This is a genomic window from Serratia fonticola (genome assembly GCF_001006005.1).
Classification (GTDB): domain Bacteria; phylum Pseudomonadota; class Gammaproteobacteria; order Enterobacterales; family Enterobacteriaceae; genus Chania; species Chania fonticola.
The window spans coordinates 2,576,537-2,591,354 of record NZ_CP011254.1; the positions used below are offsets into that span (position 1 = coordinate 2,576,537).

The following is a 14,818-nucleotide window of genomic DNA, read 5'->3' on the forward strand; positions in this document are numbered from 1 at the left end:
TGGTAAATGCTGGATAAAGACGTACTGAGCCGAGCCGTGCAGCGCCTGCATCAGGCCGAGCAGAGCCGGGAACAGATCCGCGCGCTATCGCTGGATCATCCGGAGATCACTATTGAAGATGCCTATGCTATCCAGCGCCAGTGGGTTGAGCTGAAGATCGCCGAAGGGCGCACGCTGAAGGGGCATAAGATCGGGCTGACCTCGCGCGCCATGCAGGTCAGCTCGCAGATCACCGAGCCGGACTACGGTGCGCTGCTGGATGACATGTTCTTTAACGATGGCAGCGACATTCCGATCGATCGCTTTATCGTGCCGCGCGTCGAAGTGGAGCTGGCGTTTGTGCTGGCGAAACCGCTGCGCGGGCCGAACTGCACGCTGTTTGATGTCTATAACGCTACCGACTATGTGATCCCGGCGCTGGAAATCATTGACGCTCGCAGCCATAACGTCGATCCGCAAACCCAGCGGCCACGGAAGGTGTTCGACACGATTTCCGATAACGCGGCCAACGCCGGTGTGGTGATGGGCGGCAGACCGATCAAGCCGGACGCACTGGATCTGCGCTGGATCAGTGCTTTGTTGTATCGCAATGGCGTGATTGAAGAGTCTGGCGTGGCGGCGGCGGTGCTTAATCACCCGGCCAACGGCGTGGCCTGGTTGGCTAACAAGCTTTCCCCGTATGACGTGGAGCTGGAGGCTGGGCAGATCATTCTTGGCGGTTCCTTTACCCGCCCGGTGGCAGCACGGCGCGGCGATACCTTCCATGCCGATTATGGCCCGATGGGCTGCATCAGTTGCCGGTTTGTCTAAGGAGAAACACCATGCTAACTAACCATTTCAAACAGGCCCTGCAGGAAAAACGCCCGCAGATCGGTCTGTGGCTGGGGCTGTGCAGCAGTTACAGCGCGGAACTGCTGGCCGGGGCCGGGTTCGACTGGCTGCTGATCGACGGCGAACACGCGCCCAACAATGTGCAAACGGTATTGGGGCAGTTGCAGGCAGTCGCACCTTATGCCAGCCATCCGGTGGTGCGCCCGGCCTGGAACGATCCGGTGCTGATCAAACAGCTGCTGGACGTCGGTGCGCAAACCCTGTTGATCCCGATGATCCAAAACGCCGAGCAGGCGCAGGAAGCGGTGCGGGCTACCCGTTATCCACCAAACGGTATTCGCGGGGTTGGCAGCGCGCTCGCCCGTGCCTCGCGCTGGAACCGGGTGCCGAATTACCTGCAGCTTGCCGACAGCCAGATGTGCGTGCTGGTGCAGATAGAAACCCGCGAGGCGGTGAAAAATCTGGACGCCATTCTGGAAGTGGAAGGTGTGGACGGCGTCTTTATCGGCCCGGCGGATCTGAGCGCCGACATGGGCTTTGCCGGTAATCCACAGCATCCCGAAGTGCAGCGCACTATCGACGATGCCATTGCCCGCATCCGTGCCGCAGGCAAGGCACCGGGCATCCTGATGGCACAGCAGGAACTGGCACAGCACTATCTGGCATCTGGTGCGTTGTTTGTTGCCGTTGGCGTGGATACCACCCTGCTGGTGCGGGCGGCAGACTCCCTGCTCAGCAGTTTCAAACAGGATAAACCGGCGGAGCAACCATCCCAGGGCGTTTACTAATCGGAGTCATCATGAGCAACGTCGATTCGCTCAAGTCGGGTAATCCGGCAGAGCAACATAAAGCGTTAACCGCCACCGAGCAGTCGGTGATTAAAAAGTTATTTCGGCGCCTGATTATTTTCTTATTTGTGTTGTTTGTTTTCTCGTTCCTTGACCGCATCAACATCGGGTTTGCCGGTTTGACCATGAAGCAGGACCTCGGTCTTAGTTCCACCATGTTCGGCCTGGCCGCAACGCTGTTTTACGTCACCTATGTGATCTTCGGTATCCCCAGCAACATGATGCTGAGCAGGGTGGGGGCGCGGCGTTGGATCGCTACCATTATGGTGTTGTGGGGCATTGCTTCTACCTGCACCATGTTCGCCACTGGGCCAACCAGCCTGTACGTGCTGCGAATGATCGTCGGTATTACCGAGGCGGGCTTCCTGCCAGGGATCCTGGTGTATCTCACCTACTGGTTCCCGGCGTTCTACCGCGCCCGGGCCAACGCTTTGTTTATGATCGCCATGCCCGTCACGATGGCGGTGGGTTCGTTGGTGTCCGGCTATATTCTGGCGCTGGACGGCATGATGAACCTGAAAGGTTGGCAATGGCTGTTCATGCTGGAAGGCATTCCTTCGGTGATCCTCGGCGTGGTGGTGTGGTTCTACCTGGACGACACGCCAGCCAAGGCCAAGTGGCTGACCAGCGAAGAGAAGGCCAGCCTGAAGGCGATGATGGAAGCCGATAAGTTGCAATTGGTGCAGCCGGAAGGGCCAAGCAGCCACCGGGCGTTGCAACAGCGCAGCCTGTGGCGTGAAGTGCTGACGCCGGTAGTGCTGATGTATACGCTGGCCTATTTCTGCCTCACCAATACCCTGAGCGCCATCAATATCTGGACGCCGCAAATCTTGCAGAGCTTCAACCAGAGCAGCAGTAACATCATGATCGGTTTTCTGGCGGCGATCCCACAAATCTGTACCATCGCCGGTATGATCTGGTGGAGTAAACGTTCGGATCGCCTGCAGGAGCGTAAGTTCCATACCGCGCTGCCTTATCTGTTTGCCGCGGCGGGTTGGTTGTTGGCTTCGGCGACCAACCACAGCATGGTTCAACTGTTGGGGATCGTGATGGCGTCGGTCGGCTCGTTTACCGCAATGGCGATCTTCTGGACCACGCCGGATCAGTCAATCAGCTTCGAAGCTCGAGCGGTGGGGATCGCGGTGATCAACGCCACCGGTAACATCGGCTCGGCGGTCAGCCCGCTGCTGATCGGCTGGTTCAAGGACGTGACCGGCAGCTTTAACTCCGGGCTCTATTTTGTCTCGGCGTTGTTGATTATCGGGGCCGTGCTGGTATGGCGCATCCCAATGAAGGACTCGCGGCCACGGGCCACACCTTAAACAATCTTGGCGATGGGTTCCGCATGCGGCTAAACGGGCGCAGCATGCGGCGCCCCTACAATTAGGTGTAGGGGATCGGAATTTATTTTCACCGGAGGACAACGTGCAGAAAAGTACCGGCTTTATCGCCAATATCGATATTGGCAAAGAGTATGACGCGCGTTACGCCGCTGATGAGGTGCACTACGAAACCTTTGCCGGGCTGGCAGCGTTTTTTGGCCGGGATATGCAGGTGCACTGGCACGACCGTTTCTTCCAACTGCATTATCTGGCCACCGGCAGGATAGAGCTGCAGCTGGACGATCAGCACTATTCGGTGCAGGCCCCGCTGTTTATCCTCACGCCCCCTTCGGTGCCACACGCCTTTTTCACTGAACCAGACAGCGACGGCCACGTGTTAACGGTGCGCCAGGAACTGATCTGGCCGTTACTGGAACGTCTGTATCCGGGCAGCAATCTGGCGCTGGATATGCCGGGGATTTGCCTTTCGCTGGCCGCAGTGCCGCAGGAGTTGGCGGCGCTTGGGCATTATTGGGAACTGATCGCCCGCGAATTTAGCCAAAAGATGGCCGGGCGTGAGCAGACGTTGGCATTGCTGGCCCAGGCGGTATTCACGCTGATGCTGCGCAATACCTCATTGGATGACAAGGCCGCAAGCGGCGTGCGTGGCGAACTGAAGCTGTTCCAGCGTTTTAACAAGATGGTGGACGAGCGTTTTCGCGATCACCTGTCGGTGCCGGAATATGCCCAGTCGCTGGGGGTGACGGAATCACGGCTTAACGACTTGTGCCGCCGCTTTGCCAACCGGCCACCCAAACGGCTGATCTTCGATCGCCTGTTGCGTGAAGCCAAACGGCTGCTGCTGTTCAGCGCCTGCACGGTGCATGAAACGGCCTACAGCTTAGGGTTCAAAGATCCCGCCTATTTCGCTCGCTTCTTCAATCGGCTGGAAGGCTGTTCGCCTTCCGCCTATCGCGCAACGCAACACGTTCTATCGTAACCAGGAGCGGGTCAGCCTTTGTTGGCCACCAAATCCGCGACCAGCCGGTTGACCGGATCGCTCATATTGGTGAACTTGGTCAACTCCGAGCGGGTAACGACCACAAACACGCCGATATTTTGCTGCGGCACCATCGCCATATAGGTGATGAAGCCGCCGCCACCGCCGGTTTTCTGGATGATCCCTGGCAGGCCATCTTTCGGTGCCATATAGACCCAGCCCAGCCCTAAAGCAGAGGCTTCACCCGGTACATCCATGCCTTTCAGTGACGTCAGATTTTTGCGCTGGAAATACATGGTTTGTTCAGTTAAGGCCGTTGGCTTGCGCGAACCGCTTACGTTGGAGGAGAGGAACTGCTGCATCCAGCGCTGCATATCGCGCGGCGTCGAGTAAACACCACCGCTGCCACTGGCGGCTGTAGTATCGCGGCAGGCGCTTGGCCCAGAGGCTGCCACCATCAGGCGTGAGCACTGCTCTGCGCTTGGCGTCAGTGTGGTATCAACCATCCCCAGCGGGCCAGTGACTTTCTCACGCAACAAGGCGTTATAAGGCTTGCCAGCGGCACGTGACAACGCATCGGCCAAGAGATCGTAGGCTAGGTTGGAGTAGGCAGCCCGCACGCCCGGTGGCACGGTAATGGTGGCATGAGACAACCACTGCCAGCGCTGTGCCTTGGTGGGCCAGGTAAACACCGGCGTTTTTGGCGGTTTCTTGCCGGGTTGCTCACGCGGCAGGGCGCTGGTGTGCGTTGCCAGATTCAGCAAGGTAATTGGCTGGCGTGAATTGTAGGCAGGGACGACGGCCCCTTTGGGTGCATATTTGCGCAGCGGATCGGTGAGTTTGACCTTACCTTCCGCCGCCATTTTGACCATCACTTCGCTGGTCATCAGCTTGGTGATGGAGGCGATGCGGATCAGGGAATCTGGCCGTGGACGCAGATCGTTGCCCGGTTTGGTATCGCCAAAACTGCGGTTAACCACCTGATTATTATCGATAACTACCAGCGCCATGCCGGTTGCGCCGCTGTTGTAGAAGATATGTTCAGCATACTGATCGACAATCTGTGAGGTGAGCTGCGCGTCGGTCGCCTGGCTGGCCAAGGGCGTGGCACACAGGCCAAGCACCAGCAATAACGTGGAGAGTGAGGTCTTCAACGGTCGTGTTCCATATAAAAATGTGGCAGGGAAGGCGTAAGTTGTCCGCTAGTGTAATGCGCTACGGAGCGATTGGCATGTGGTAAAAGTGGCGACAGGTAAAAGTTTTTCACCTTTCCCCTTCCGGCGAAGGAGAAAGGATCAGACGACTGGCTGCGGGTGGGGAGCTAGCTGAATATTATTGCGGCCACTGTTTTTGGCCCGGTACAGCGCGGCGTCGGCGGCACAGATCGCAGAGTCGATATCCAGCTTATCCAGCGCAGAAATCCCGGCGCTTAACGTTACCTTGGTCGTCTCCTGTGCTTGGAAACGATGAGTGATGGTCAATTCCTGCACATATTGGCGTACCTTTTCTGCCAGATAGGCTGCGTAGTCTTCACCGACGTTGGTCAGCAGTACCAAAAACTCTTCTCCGCCGTAACGTACCACGATATCCCTTGAGCGCACCGCATCGCGGATGGCCGTTGCCACTTGGACCAGTGCTTGATCGCCCAGGGTATGGCCGTAGCGATCGTTGTAGACCTTGAAGTGGTCGATATCGAGTAGCAGCACAAAGTGGTTGCCCGAGGTTGGCGAGAGCAACTGATCCAGTTTGCTCTCCAGCCCACGGCGGTTATACAGGCCGGTTAGCGGATCGATCATGCTCAGATCGCTGAACTTATCCCGTTCGTGATACAGGTTGGCCACCAGATGTTGGGTAAACATTTCGCTGCGCTTCAACAGCAAATGATGCACCGAGAAGGCGACGATCGGCAGCAGAGTGGTGAACAGAATACGCATGGTGTTATGCATGCCGTCCAGCCACAGGATTATCAGCGCCGAGGGAACGGCGTGCAGGCAGAAGGCCAGCAGGTTATCTGTCAGCGAGATCGCGCTGATAAAGAAAATACTGAACAGGCTGATCAGCAAGAAGCTGTGGTTGTCACTGGCGGTAAGCTGGCTCTTACAATAGATGTGCGCCGCCCATAGCAGCCCAAGGATGATGGCGAGCAGGTTGAGCCTTTGGACGTAGTGGCGGGGCGAATACAGCGTAAATAGCATGGCCGCCAGGCAAATCGCCGGAATGCAGATTAGCGGCAGCGTTAAGGCCGGGGTCTCTTTAAAGGGCACGAATAAAGTAAAAATGGCAGAGGCTGCATTCATCAACAAGAAAAGAAACAGGGATAAGCGCTGTTTGCTGGTTTGCAGTTGCTGATAAGAACGCGAGTTCATACGGGGATCACTCTTTACCAATGGGGCCGGTCGAAGGAAAAATGTTAGACAATGCCTGCTGAATAATTCCAATTAGTTATTATTAACAGGCTATAAATGTTAAGAATTTTCTTATATGAAACTAACATTTTTCGCGCAGGCTGTCATCCGCGTTCAGCCGGATGTTGAAAAGAGTGCGGGTCCAAAAAAAGTGTTATATGATATTGGTTATCATTATCACTTGAAAGGTAGGGTTATCATGTTAGCTGCCATGGTTACCGCTTGTGGATTGTGGGGCATCAGTTGGTGCCTGGGGAATCGGCTTGCCAGCGCCTGGGGCGTGTTGCTGCCCTGTGCCCTGATGCCATTTCTGGCGCTGATTGACCTGGATATGATGCAACTGCGTACTCTGATCGTGGTTGCCATGCTGGCCACGCTGGTGATGCTGTTTAACAGCCGCTGGCGTCATTACCTGCTGCTCCCTTCCTGCATGGCTCTAGCCGGTGGCCTAGCCGCAATCAGCCTGCATTTCAGCTTTAACTGAAACGACAAAATCACGCCTGAGCGTGTTGGTTTTATTCAGTGAGTTTTAATGCAGGAACAGCTAGAAGAGAACCCATCAAGTGGTGCGAAGAGAGGGACTTGAACCCTCACGTCCGTAAGAACACTAACACCTGAAGCTAGCGCGTCTACCAATTCCGCCACCTTCGCACAGTCTGATGTGTTGCTTTGATGTCGATTTATATCACCAGCTTGGTGCGAAGAGAGGGACTTGAACCCTCACGTCCGTAAGAACACTAACACCTGAAGCTAGCGCGTCTACCAATTCCGCCACCTTCGCATTCGATGCTGTGCAATATAAATCATGTGGTTATTTGGTGCGAAGAGAGGGACTTGAACCCTCACGTCCGTAAGGACACTAACACCTGAAGCTAGCGCGTCTACCAATTCCGCCACCTTCGCATACCAGATACGCTACCGGAGTAACGCTACCACGGAGGCGAATTCTAGAGATTTTGGCGGGTACGTCAATAGTTATTTCCTGGATTAGCGGCGTTTGCTGTAAAAAACGGCATATCAGTGGTTTTTATGGCCTTCGAACAACGTAATCAGCCAATCAATCAATACCCTGACACGCGGCGCGAGGAAACGGCCTGGTGGATACATGATGTAGATCGGCATCGGCGGTGGTGGCGTATCGGCCAGCACTTCCACCAGTTCACCACTTTGCAACCAGGGAGAGATGATATAACGCGCCGCCTGGATCAGCCCCAACCCGGAACGACAGGCACTGGTATAGGCATCGGCCCCGCTAACGCTCAATCTGCTTGGCAATTCGCGCAGCTCAAGGCGGCCATCACGGCAAAATTCCAGCGGGTAATTGCGGTTACTCACCAATGAGAAATAGCCCACCGCCCGATGATGTTGCAGCTCGTCGATCGATTGTGGGGTACCAAACGCTTTTAGATAATCGGGGGAGGCGCAGGTGAGCTGTGGCAGTTGGGCAATCCGCCGGGCAACCAGCGTATCGTCTTCGGTCTCCCAAGCCCGCAGCACGCAATCTACCCCTTCGCGCAGCAGATCGACGTGGGTGTCGTTGGCCCCCAGAGCAATTTCTATCTCTGGATAGCGCTGATAGAACTCATCCAGCGCCGGGATGACGATTTCCCGCGCCAGCGAATGGGGCATATCGATCCGTACCTTGCCGGTGGGTTGTAGCTTATGGTGGCTGAACAGGGTATCTGCTTCTTCCAGGGCGTCCAGTAGGTGCAGACAACGATGGTAGTACAGCGTCCCCTCGGCGGTGACCTGTACCTGGCGCGTGGTACGCACCAATAATCTGACGCCAAGCCGCTGTTCCAGGCGTTTGAGCACGTTGCTAACAGTGGCACGCGGCAGTTGCAACCGTTCGGCCGCGCGGCTGAAGCTGCCTAGTTCCACGATCCGGGTAAAGATGCGCATAGCCTGAACCTGATCCATTTTGCCGCCCGCATTGTTGGTGATTTATGAACAGTGATGTGCAATCTGCATTATTTATCTTTGTGGCATAAACAACCAGACTTTGTTCCGACATCCATGTTCAACAAGGGCCACACAATGCAACAGCGCAAATTAGGTACTAATGGCCCCCTCGTCTCAGCCCTGGGTTTAGGTTGCATGGGGATGAGCGATTTCTACTCCACCGGTTATGACGAGCAGGAAGCGATCGCCACGCTGCATCGGGCCCTGGAACTGGGGGTGACTCTGCTGGACACCGCAGATATGTACGGCCCGCACACCAATGAACAACTGATAGGCAAGGCGATCAAAGGCAAACGCGACCAGGTATTTCTGGCCACCAAGTTCGGTATTGTGCGCGATCCGGCCGATCCCACTGCGCGGGGTGTGAGCAGCAAACCGGACTATATCCGCCGCTCGGTAGAAGGCAGCTTGCAGCGGCTGGGGGTAGAAACCATCGATCTTTACTACCAGCACCGGGTCGATCCGACGGTGCCGATCGAAGAGGTGGTTGGCACCCTGGCGGATCTGATCCAAGAGGGCAAGATCCGTCATATTGGTCTGAGTGAAGCCTCCGTTGCCACGTTGGAACGCGCTCACCAGGTGCATCCGATCACCGCGTTGCAGACTGAATATTCCTTGTGGAGCAGGGATGCCGAGCAGGGGCAACTGGCCGCTTGCCAACGTTTGGGCATTGGTTTTGTCGCCTATAGCCCGCTTGGGCGTGGTTTCCTGACCGGGGCGATCCAGAGTATCGAGGACTTGGCAGCAGACGATTTCCGCCGCGACAATCCACGTTTTCAGGGGGAAAACTTTGCTCGCAATCTGGAGCTGGTCACCAAGGTCAGTGAACTGGCCAGGCAGAAAGGCGTGACCCCGTCGCAACTGGCGTTGGCCTGGGTGATGGCGCAGGGGGAAAACATTGTCCCAATTCCTGGCACCAAACGTCGGCGCTATCTGGAAGAGAACGTAGCGGCAGCGGAGATCACGCTAAGCGAGCAGGAACTGGCGGCGATCGAGGCGGTATTCCCACAGACAGGCGTGGCAGGTGCACGCTATACAACGGTGGGTATGGAGTTGATTAACGGCTGATGGCATACCTTTGGGAGAAATGTTTGTCAGTCAAGGCGAGCAATATCCCCTCACCCCAACCCTCTCCCGATGAACAAATCGGAGGTGTCAGGAACACTTGTGCGAGGGAGAGGGAGCGGGTACGGAGCTGTGTTCAGGTACAGACGTTATTCAGTAGCATTACTGTATAGGTAGGGGTGGCACGATCGATCCCCTCTCCCTGTGGGAGAGGGTTAGGGTGAGGGGCTTGTTACCTTTTCTTCTTCGCATCGCGTGGCTGGCGGGCCACGGTGGCTTTGTACACCTTGAAGCGGCCATTCTGCGCCAGCACTTCATGGCTACCGAAGGTGGCATCCAGAATATCCGGGTAAGGCAGGAAGGCGTTGGCGACGATGCGCAGTTGGCCACCGATTGGCAGGTGTTTTAACGCTCCGCGGATCAACGTTTCTGCGGCGGTCAGGCTGGTGGCCAGGCCGTCATGGAACGGTGGGTTGGAGATGATCAGGTCAAAGCGGCCGGTAATGTCGGAGTAGACGTTACTGACGATTACTTCCCCTTCGATACCGTTGGCAGCCAATGTTGCCCGGCTGGATTCTACGGCAGCGGCGTTGACGTCGCTGAGGGTCAGCTTCATTTTCGGCGACAGTTTAGACAGCACCGAAGCCATTACGCCAGCGCCACAACCCACGTCCAGCACTTTGCCTTTCATGTGTTTTTCCAGCGTGGAGAGCAGCAGTGAACTGCCAACGTCCAGGCCGTCACGGCTGAACACGCCCGGCAGCGTCTTCACTTCCAGATCGTGCAACTGATAGCTTTCCCACCAGTCGGCCAGATCAAACTGGGTCTGCACATCAATGCGGCCATGATACAACCCACAGCGGCGAGCGCTGTCGATCTTGGCAAGCGTGGCGTGGCCTTCCAGGGTTTGTTCCGCGCTGCGCACGCCGCTGCGGTTTTCACCGACGACAAAAATTTCTGCGCCAACCGGCAGCAGGGCCAGGATATTGCACAGTTGGAACTGTGCTTCCTGCTTGCTCTTTGGCCAGTAATACACCAGCGTATCGCACTCGGCGACGAAGGCAGGATCGACCGTCAGGCCGAACTGTGCATTCTCTCCCATCGTCCGGTTCAGTAACTGCCAGTGATGGTATTGCTGGGTGTGGACACGCACATCCGCGGCCTCGAATTGGGCCGGCAGGGTATCCTGCAGATCGCCAGCAAACAGCACGCGGCGTTCCATAAATTCATCACTGTGGCGCAGCATGACTTCACTGGCGGGGGTTAATGCAGACATCAGTTTTCGGCTCCTCAAGATTTAGCTGGGGATTATAGAGGTTTGTGGCCAGATGTTCGACGGGTTTTATCCCCTTCATCTTTCAAGCCGCAGCGTTGTTACCTGCGCGCCCTTACCCCAGTCACTTAGTTAATCTAAGCTCCTGGGGATAAGGGCGCTTGTCGCCTAGCCGCAGCTTGAAATCTATTGGGGATAGGCCGCGGTGATAATTTGAATAGTTAACGGTTAATAGCGCAGGCTGCGCGGGTTTGTTAGCATAGCGCGGCATAGGGCAGGTAGGGTGCGTCACACACGGGGATCGGCATGGCATCAAAACGCGACTGGTTGTTACAACAGCTGGGGATTACGCAGTGGACATTACGCCGCCCTGGAGTGTTGCAGGGGGAGGTGGCGGTAAGCGTGCCCCCAAATGTGCGCCTGTTGGTGGTGGCGCAGGCATTGCCAGACCAGAACGACCCGCTGTTTTGTGACGTTCTGCGCAGCCTGGGGCTGACAGCGGCACAAACCTATGGCCTGACACCGGATCAGGTAGCGATGCTGCCACAAGATACCGAGTGCAACAGTTGGCGGTTGGGCGTCACGGAGCCGTTAGCGGTGGCCGGCGCGCAGCTACATAGCCCGGCGCTGGCCGAGCTTTCTCAAGATGCGAGTGCGAAACGCGCACTCTGGCAGCAGATTTGTCATCATGAACAGCATTTCTACCCTGACAGCGGCCGATCTGGCCACAGCCTTCAAGATTGAACAAGCCAGCCATGCGTTTCCCTGGACCGAGGCGACACTAGCCAGCAATCAGGGCGAACGTTACCTTAACCTGAAACTGGAAGCTGAAGGGCAAATGGCGGGTTTTGCCATTACCCAAATCGTGCTGGACGAAGCCACGCTGTTTAATATTGCCATTCATCCAAGCTGGCAGCGCCGAGGCTTTGGCCACACTTTGCTGACTGCCGTGATCGAGCAATTGGAAGCACGTGGTGTGGTCACTCTATGGCTGGAAGTTCGAGCCTCCAACAGCGGTGCGATAGCGCTCTACGAAGACCTTGGCTTCAATGAAGTCACGGTGCGTCGCAATTATTACCCCGCAGCCAGTGGCCGCGAAGACGCGATCGTTATGGCGCTGCCGCTGGGGTAGCGACTTATAGTTCCCTTGTGCAGCCGATTTGGCCTGCCATTATGTTGTGCCGAAGAAACCATTGATTGTCACCGGTTGGTAAATCAGCGAAAATACTCGGCTACTATCTTTTTATTACCGCTTTGCCTGGCGCCGCGATTGGCGCGTTGTGATGATGAGCAGGGCGGACTAACCATAGAAACGTGAAAAACATGTCTCCTAGTGAATTCGCCCGCGAAGTTGCGAAAAGAAGAACTTTCGCCATTATCTCGCACCCCGATGCGGGTAAAACCACCATCACCGAGAAGGTGCTGTTATTCGGACACGCTATCCAGACCGCCGGTACGGTAAAGGGCCGCGGCTCGAGCCAGCACGCCAAATCCGACTGGATGGAGATGGAAAAACAACGTGGTATCTCGATCACCACCTCTGTGATGCAGTTCCCGTACCGTGACTGCCTGGTTAACCTGCTCGATACCCCGGGGCACGAAGACTTCTCCGAAGATACCTACCGTACCCTGACGGCGGTGGACTGCTGCCTGATGGTCATCGACGCCGCAAAAGGCGTTGAAGATCGTACCCGCAAGCTGATGGAAGTTACCCGCCTGCGTGATACGCCGATCCTGACCTTCATGAACAAACTTGACCGTGACATCCGCGATCCGATGGAAGTGATGGATGAAGTTGAGCGCGAACTGAAAATCGCCTGCTCGCCGATCACCTGGCCGATCGGCTGTGGCAAGTTGTTCAAAGGGGTTTACCATCTCTATAAAGATGAAACCTATCTGTACCAGACCGGTAAAGGCCACACCATTCAGGAAGTGCGCATCGTTAAAGGGTTGAACAACCCGGAGCTCGATGCTGCCGTAGGCGAAGATCTGGCCGCCCAGCTGCGTGATGAGCTGGAACTGGTGCAAGGGGCTTCCCATGAATTTGAGCAGGAAGCCTTCCTGGCAGGCGAACTGACCCCGGTGTTCTTCGGTACCGCTTTGGGTAACTTCGGTGTCGATCATATGCTTGATGGGCTGGTGGCCTGGGCGCCTGCGCCAATGCCGCGTAAAACCGATACCCGTGAAGTGGTCGCCGCCGAAGAGAAATTCACCGGCTTCGTGTTCAAGATCCAGGCGAACATGGATCCTAAACACCGCGACCGTGTGGCGTTTATGCGCGTGGTGTCTGGCCGCTATGAGAAAGGCATGAAACTGCGCCAGGTTCGTACCGGTAAAGACGTGGTGATCTCCGATGCGCTGACCTTTATGGCCGGTGACCGCTCGCACGTTGAAGAAGCCTACCCGGGCGACATCATTGGCTTGCATAACCACGGTACCATTCAGATCGGCGATACCTTCACCCAGGGTGAGGATATGAAGTTCACCGGTATTCCGAACTTTGCGCCAGAACTGTTCCGCCGTATTCGCCTGCGCGATCCGCTCAAGCAGAAACAGCTGCTGAAGGGGCTGGTCCAGCTGTCGGAAGAGGGTGCGGTGCAGGTGTTCCGCCCAATCGCCAACAACGATCTGATCGTCGGTGCGGTGGGCGTGCTGCAGTTTGACGTGGTGGTTGCCCGTCTGAAGAGCGAATACAACGTGGAAGCGCTGTATGAATCGGTGAACGTCTCCACTGCCCGTTGGGTAGAGTGCGACGACGTGAAGAAATTCGAAGAGTTCAAGCGTAAGAGCGAGCTGAACCTGGCGCTGGACGGTGGCAACAACCTGTCGTATATCGCACCAACCATGGTTAACCTCAATCTGACGCAAGAACGCTACCCAGAAGTGGTGTTCCGCAAAACTCGCGAGCATTAATCTCGTCAACAGGGCGCTTCTAAGCGCCCTGTGTTTTCCTTCTTCAGCCCCCATCCTGCTAATTATTAAACCCTTCTCACTAATTCTTTCGTCTAAACCGAACAAGATTATTCCGCGATCTGGCGGCAAATTTTCGCCTATGGTCTATATTTATCAGGGTGCATAGCGGCATCTGAGCGTAAAACACTATTGTATCCACATATTTTAGAGAGTTATTCGGTAGTGTTGCCGATCGGAGACAGTCCTATCTTAGTAATATCAACAAGATAGTGATGTGGATCCCAAATCAACGGCTATATGTCTCCAATAGACGACGGTTTTGCGCTTAATTGTTGCTCATTTGTTTTGTTGTTGTTGATTTTTAACGGCGTTTTTAACTTGGCACGGGCATTGCAGGTGTACTTACCGTAGAGCAATAGTCCGGTCGTGAACGTTTGATTGTATAGAGATCGTGAAGTATTCATTTGAGTTAGCCGCACTCTGGCGGCACCAGAGCCCACAGCAGTTTGGGGTTCTACAACAAGAAGGAAGAGATCGATGAAAAATACCAAGTTTGCACATTCGCTGATGGCAGTCGTTTTGGGTTCAGTACTGGTTAGTGGTTCGGCCCTGGCTGAAGAGACCATGATGAACAAAGCATCAGGCGTCGTTGATAGTACTGGTGCCAAAATCGATAGCTCCATGAAAAAAGTCGACAACTATATGGATGACAGCGGCATAACGGCTAAAGTTAAAAGTGCGCTGGTTGACGAGAAAGCCATCAAAAGTACCGACATCTCGGTGGAAACCGAAAAAGGTGTGGTGACGTTGAGCGGTTTTGTCGCCACTCAGGCTCAGGCTGAGCAAGCGGTTAGCGTTGCAGGCCGGGTGGAAGGGGTTAAATCCGTCAGCGATAAGCTGCACGTGAAAGATCAAGCGACCCAGTCGGTGAAATCCTATGCCGGTGACACCGCGACTACCAGCGAACTGAAAGCTAAACTGCTGGCCGATGACATCGTGCCTTCACGCAACGTGAAAGTAGAAACCACCGATGGTGTGGTACAGCTTTCCGGTGAGGTGAAAACCCAGGCGCAGTCTGACCGTGCAGAAAGTATTGCCAAAGCCATTGATGGCGTGAAAAGCGTCAAGAACGATCTGGCGGTAAAACCTTAATCGTCAGTAACAGTAAGCGTTAACTCCCAGGCTAACGCCTGGGATGT

14 protein-coding genes and 3 tRNA genes are annotated in these 14,818 nt (G+C 55.6%); 10 read left to right on the forward strand and 7 right to left on the reverse strand.

Annotated elements, in window-relative coordinates; genetic code table 11:
- Nucleotides 1–6: 6 nt before the first annotated feature.
- From hpaH to hpaA, 4 genes are all read left to right on the forward strand, one after another.
- Nucleotides 7–810, forward strand: coding sequence for a 2-oxo-hept-4-ene-1,7-dioate hydratase (hpaH, locus tag WN53_RS11490; protein WP_021808005.1), 804 nt, complete (start codon nucleotides 7–9; stop codon nucleotides 808–810).
- An 11-nt stretch (nucleotides 811–821) separates the two neighbouring features.
- Nucleotides 822–1,619, forward strand: a complete 798-nt coding sequence (gene hpaI, locus WN53_RS11495; protein WP_024485493.1) for a 4-hydroxy-2-oxoheptanedioate aldolase — start codon at nucleotides 822–824, stop codon at nucleotides 1,617–1,619.
- Nucleotides 1,620–1,630: 11 nt separating this feature from the next.
- On the forward strand, nucleotides 1,631–3,001 hold the full coding sequence (gene hpaX, locus WN53_RS11500) for a 4-hydroxyphenylacetate permease (protein WP_024485494.1): 1,371 nt from the start codon (nucleotides 1,631–1,633) through the stop codon (nucleotides 2,999–3,001).
- 103 nt (nucleotides 3,002–3,104) lie between these two features.
- Nucleotides 3,105–4,001 (forward strand): 4-hydroxyphenylacetate catabolism regulatory protein HpaA, encoded by an 897-nt coding sequence (hpaA, locus tag WN53_RS11505; RefSeq protein ID WP_024485495.1) that lies wholly within the window; start codon nucleotides 3,105–3,107, stop codon nucleotides 3,999–4,001.
- Nucleotides 4,002–4,012: 11 nt separating this feature from the next.
- Here hpaA and ampH read toward each other — a convergent pair whose 3' ends face one another.
- Together ampH and WN53_RS11515 are read right to left on the reverse strand one after the other, a co-directional pair.
- Entirely contained in the window at nucleotides 4,013–5,155 is a 1,143-nt protein-coding gene (gene ampH, locus WN53_RS11510) for a D-alanyl-D-alanine-carboxypeptidase/endopeptidase AmpH (protein WP_024485496.1), read from the reverse strand.
- A gap of 141 nt (nucleotides 5,156–5,296) precedes the next feature.
- Nucleotides 5,297–6,367, reverse strand: a complete 1,071-nt coding sequence (locus WN53_RS11515; RefSeq protein ID WP_024485497.1) for a GGDEF domain-containing protein — start codon at nucleotides 6,365–6,367, stop codon at nucleotides 5,297–5,299.
- Nucleotides 6,368–6,605: 238 nt separating this feature from the next.
- Here WN53_RS11515 and WN53_RS11520 point away from each other — a divergent pair, with 238 nt between their 5' ends.
- Entirely contained in the window at nucleotides 6,606–6,890 is a 285-nt protein-coding gene (locus WN53_RS11520; protein ID WP_021808011.1) for a DUF1435 domain-containing protein, read from the forward strand.
- Nucleotides 6,891–6,970: 80 nt separating this feature from the next.
- Here the strand turns inward: WN53_RS11520 and WN53_RS11525 are convergent.
- From WN53_RS11525 to WN53_RS11540, 4 genes are all read right to left on the reverse strand, one after another.
- Nucleotides 6,971–7,057, reverse strand: a tRNA-Leu gene (locus WN53_RS11525).
- Between the two features lie 43 nt (nucleotides 7,058–7,100).
- Nucleotides 7,101–7,187 (reverse strand) — tRNA-Leu (locus WN53_RS11530).
- Between the two features lie 35 nt (nucleotides 7,188–7,222).
- A tRNA-Leu gene (locus WN53_RS11535) sits at nucleotides 7,223–7,309 on the reverse strand.
- A 114-nt stretch (nucleotides 7,310–7,423) separates the two neighbouring features.
- Nucleotides 7,424–8,326 carry a LysR family transcriptional regulator gene (locus WN53_RS11540; RefSeq protein ID WP_037412744.1) on the reverse strand — a complete coding sequence of 301 codons (903 nt, stop codon included), beginning with the start codon at nucleotides 8,324–8,326 and terminating at the stop codon, nucleotides 7,424–7,426.
- Nucleotides 8,327–8,443: 117 nt separating this feature from the next.
- Between WN53_RS11540 and WN53_RS11545 the strand changes: the two genes are divergently transcribed.
- Nucleotides 8,444–9,436 (forward strand): aldo/keto reductase, encoded by a 993-nt coding sequence (locus tag WN53_RS11545; protein WP_024485498.1) that lies wholly within the window; start codon nucleotides 8,444–8,446, stop codon nucleotides 9,434–9,436.
- 229 nt (nucleotides 9,437–9,665) lie between these two features.
- On the opposite strand, the gene rsmC is transcribed toward WN53_RS11545, so the two are convergent.
- Complete coding sequence (gene rsmC, locus WN53_RS11550; RefSeq protein WP_024485499.1) at nucleotides 9,666–10,709, reverse strand: 16S rRNA (guanine(1207)-N(2))-methyltransferase RsmC; 1,044 nt, start codon at nucleotides 10,707–10,709, stop codon at nucleotides 9,666–9,668.
- A gap of 303 nt (nucleotides 10,710–11,012) precedes the next feature.
- On the opposite strand from rsmC, the gene WN53_RS11555 reads away from it, so the two are divergent.
- The 4 genes from WN53_RS11555 to osmY all read left to right on the forward strand — a co-directional run bounded on the left by WN53_RS11555 (nucleotide 11,013) and on the right by osmY (nucleotide 14,771).
- A complete protein-coding gene (locus tag WN53_RS11555) occupies nucleotides 11,013–11,450 on the forward strand; it encodes a DNA polymerase III subunit psi (protein WP_024485500.1) in 438 nt (145 codons plus the stop codon).
- Nucleotides 11,395–11,838, forward strand: a complete 444-nt coding sequence (rimI, locus tag WN53_RS11560; RefSeq protein WP_024485501.1) for a ribosomal protein S18-alanine N-acetyltransferase — start codon at nucleotides 11,395–11,397, stop codon at nucleotides 11,836–11,838. The genes WN53_RS11555 and rimI overlap by 56 nt, the downstream gene beginning before the upstream one ends.
- 191 nt (nucleotides 11,839–12,029) lie before the next feature.
- Nucleotides 12,030–13,619, forward strand: a complete 1,590-nt coding sequence (prfC, locus tag WN53_RS11565; protein ID WP_021808015.1) for a peptide chain release factor 3 — start codon at nucleotides 12,030–12,032, stop codon at nucleotides 13,617–13,619.
- 537 nt (nucleotides 13,620–14,156) lie between these two features.
- Nucleotides 14,157–14,771: a molecular chaperone OsmY gene (gene osmY / locus WN53_RS11570; protein ID WP_024485502.1), complete on the forward strand. Its 615-nt coding sequence runs from the start codon at nucleotides 14,157–14,159 to the stop codon at nucleotides 14,769–14,771.
- Nucleotides 14,772–14,818 lie beyond the last annotated feature (47 nt).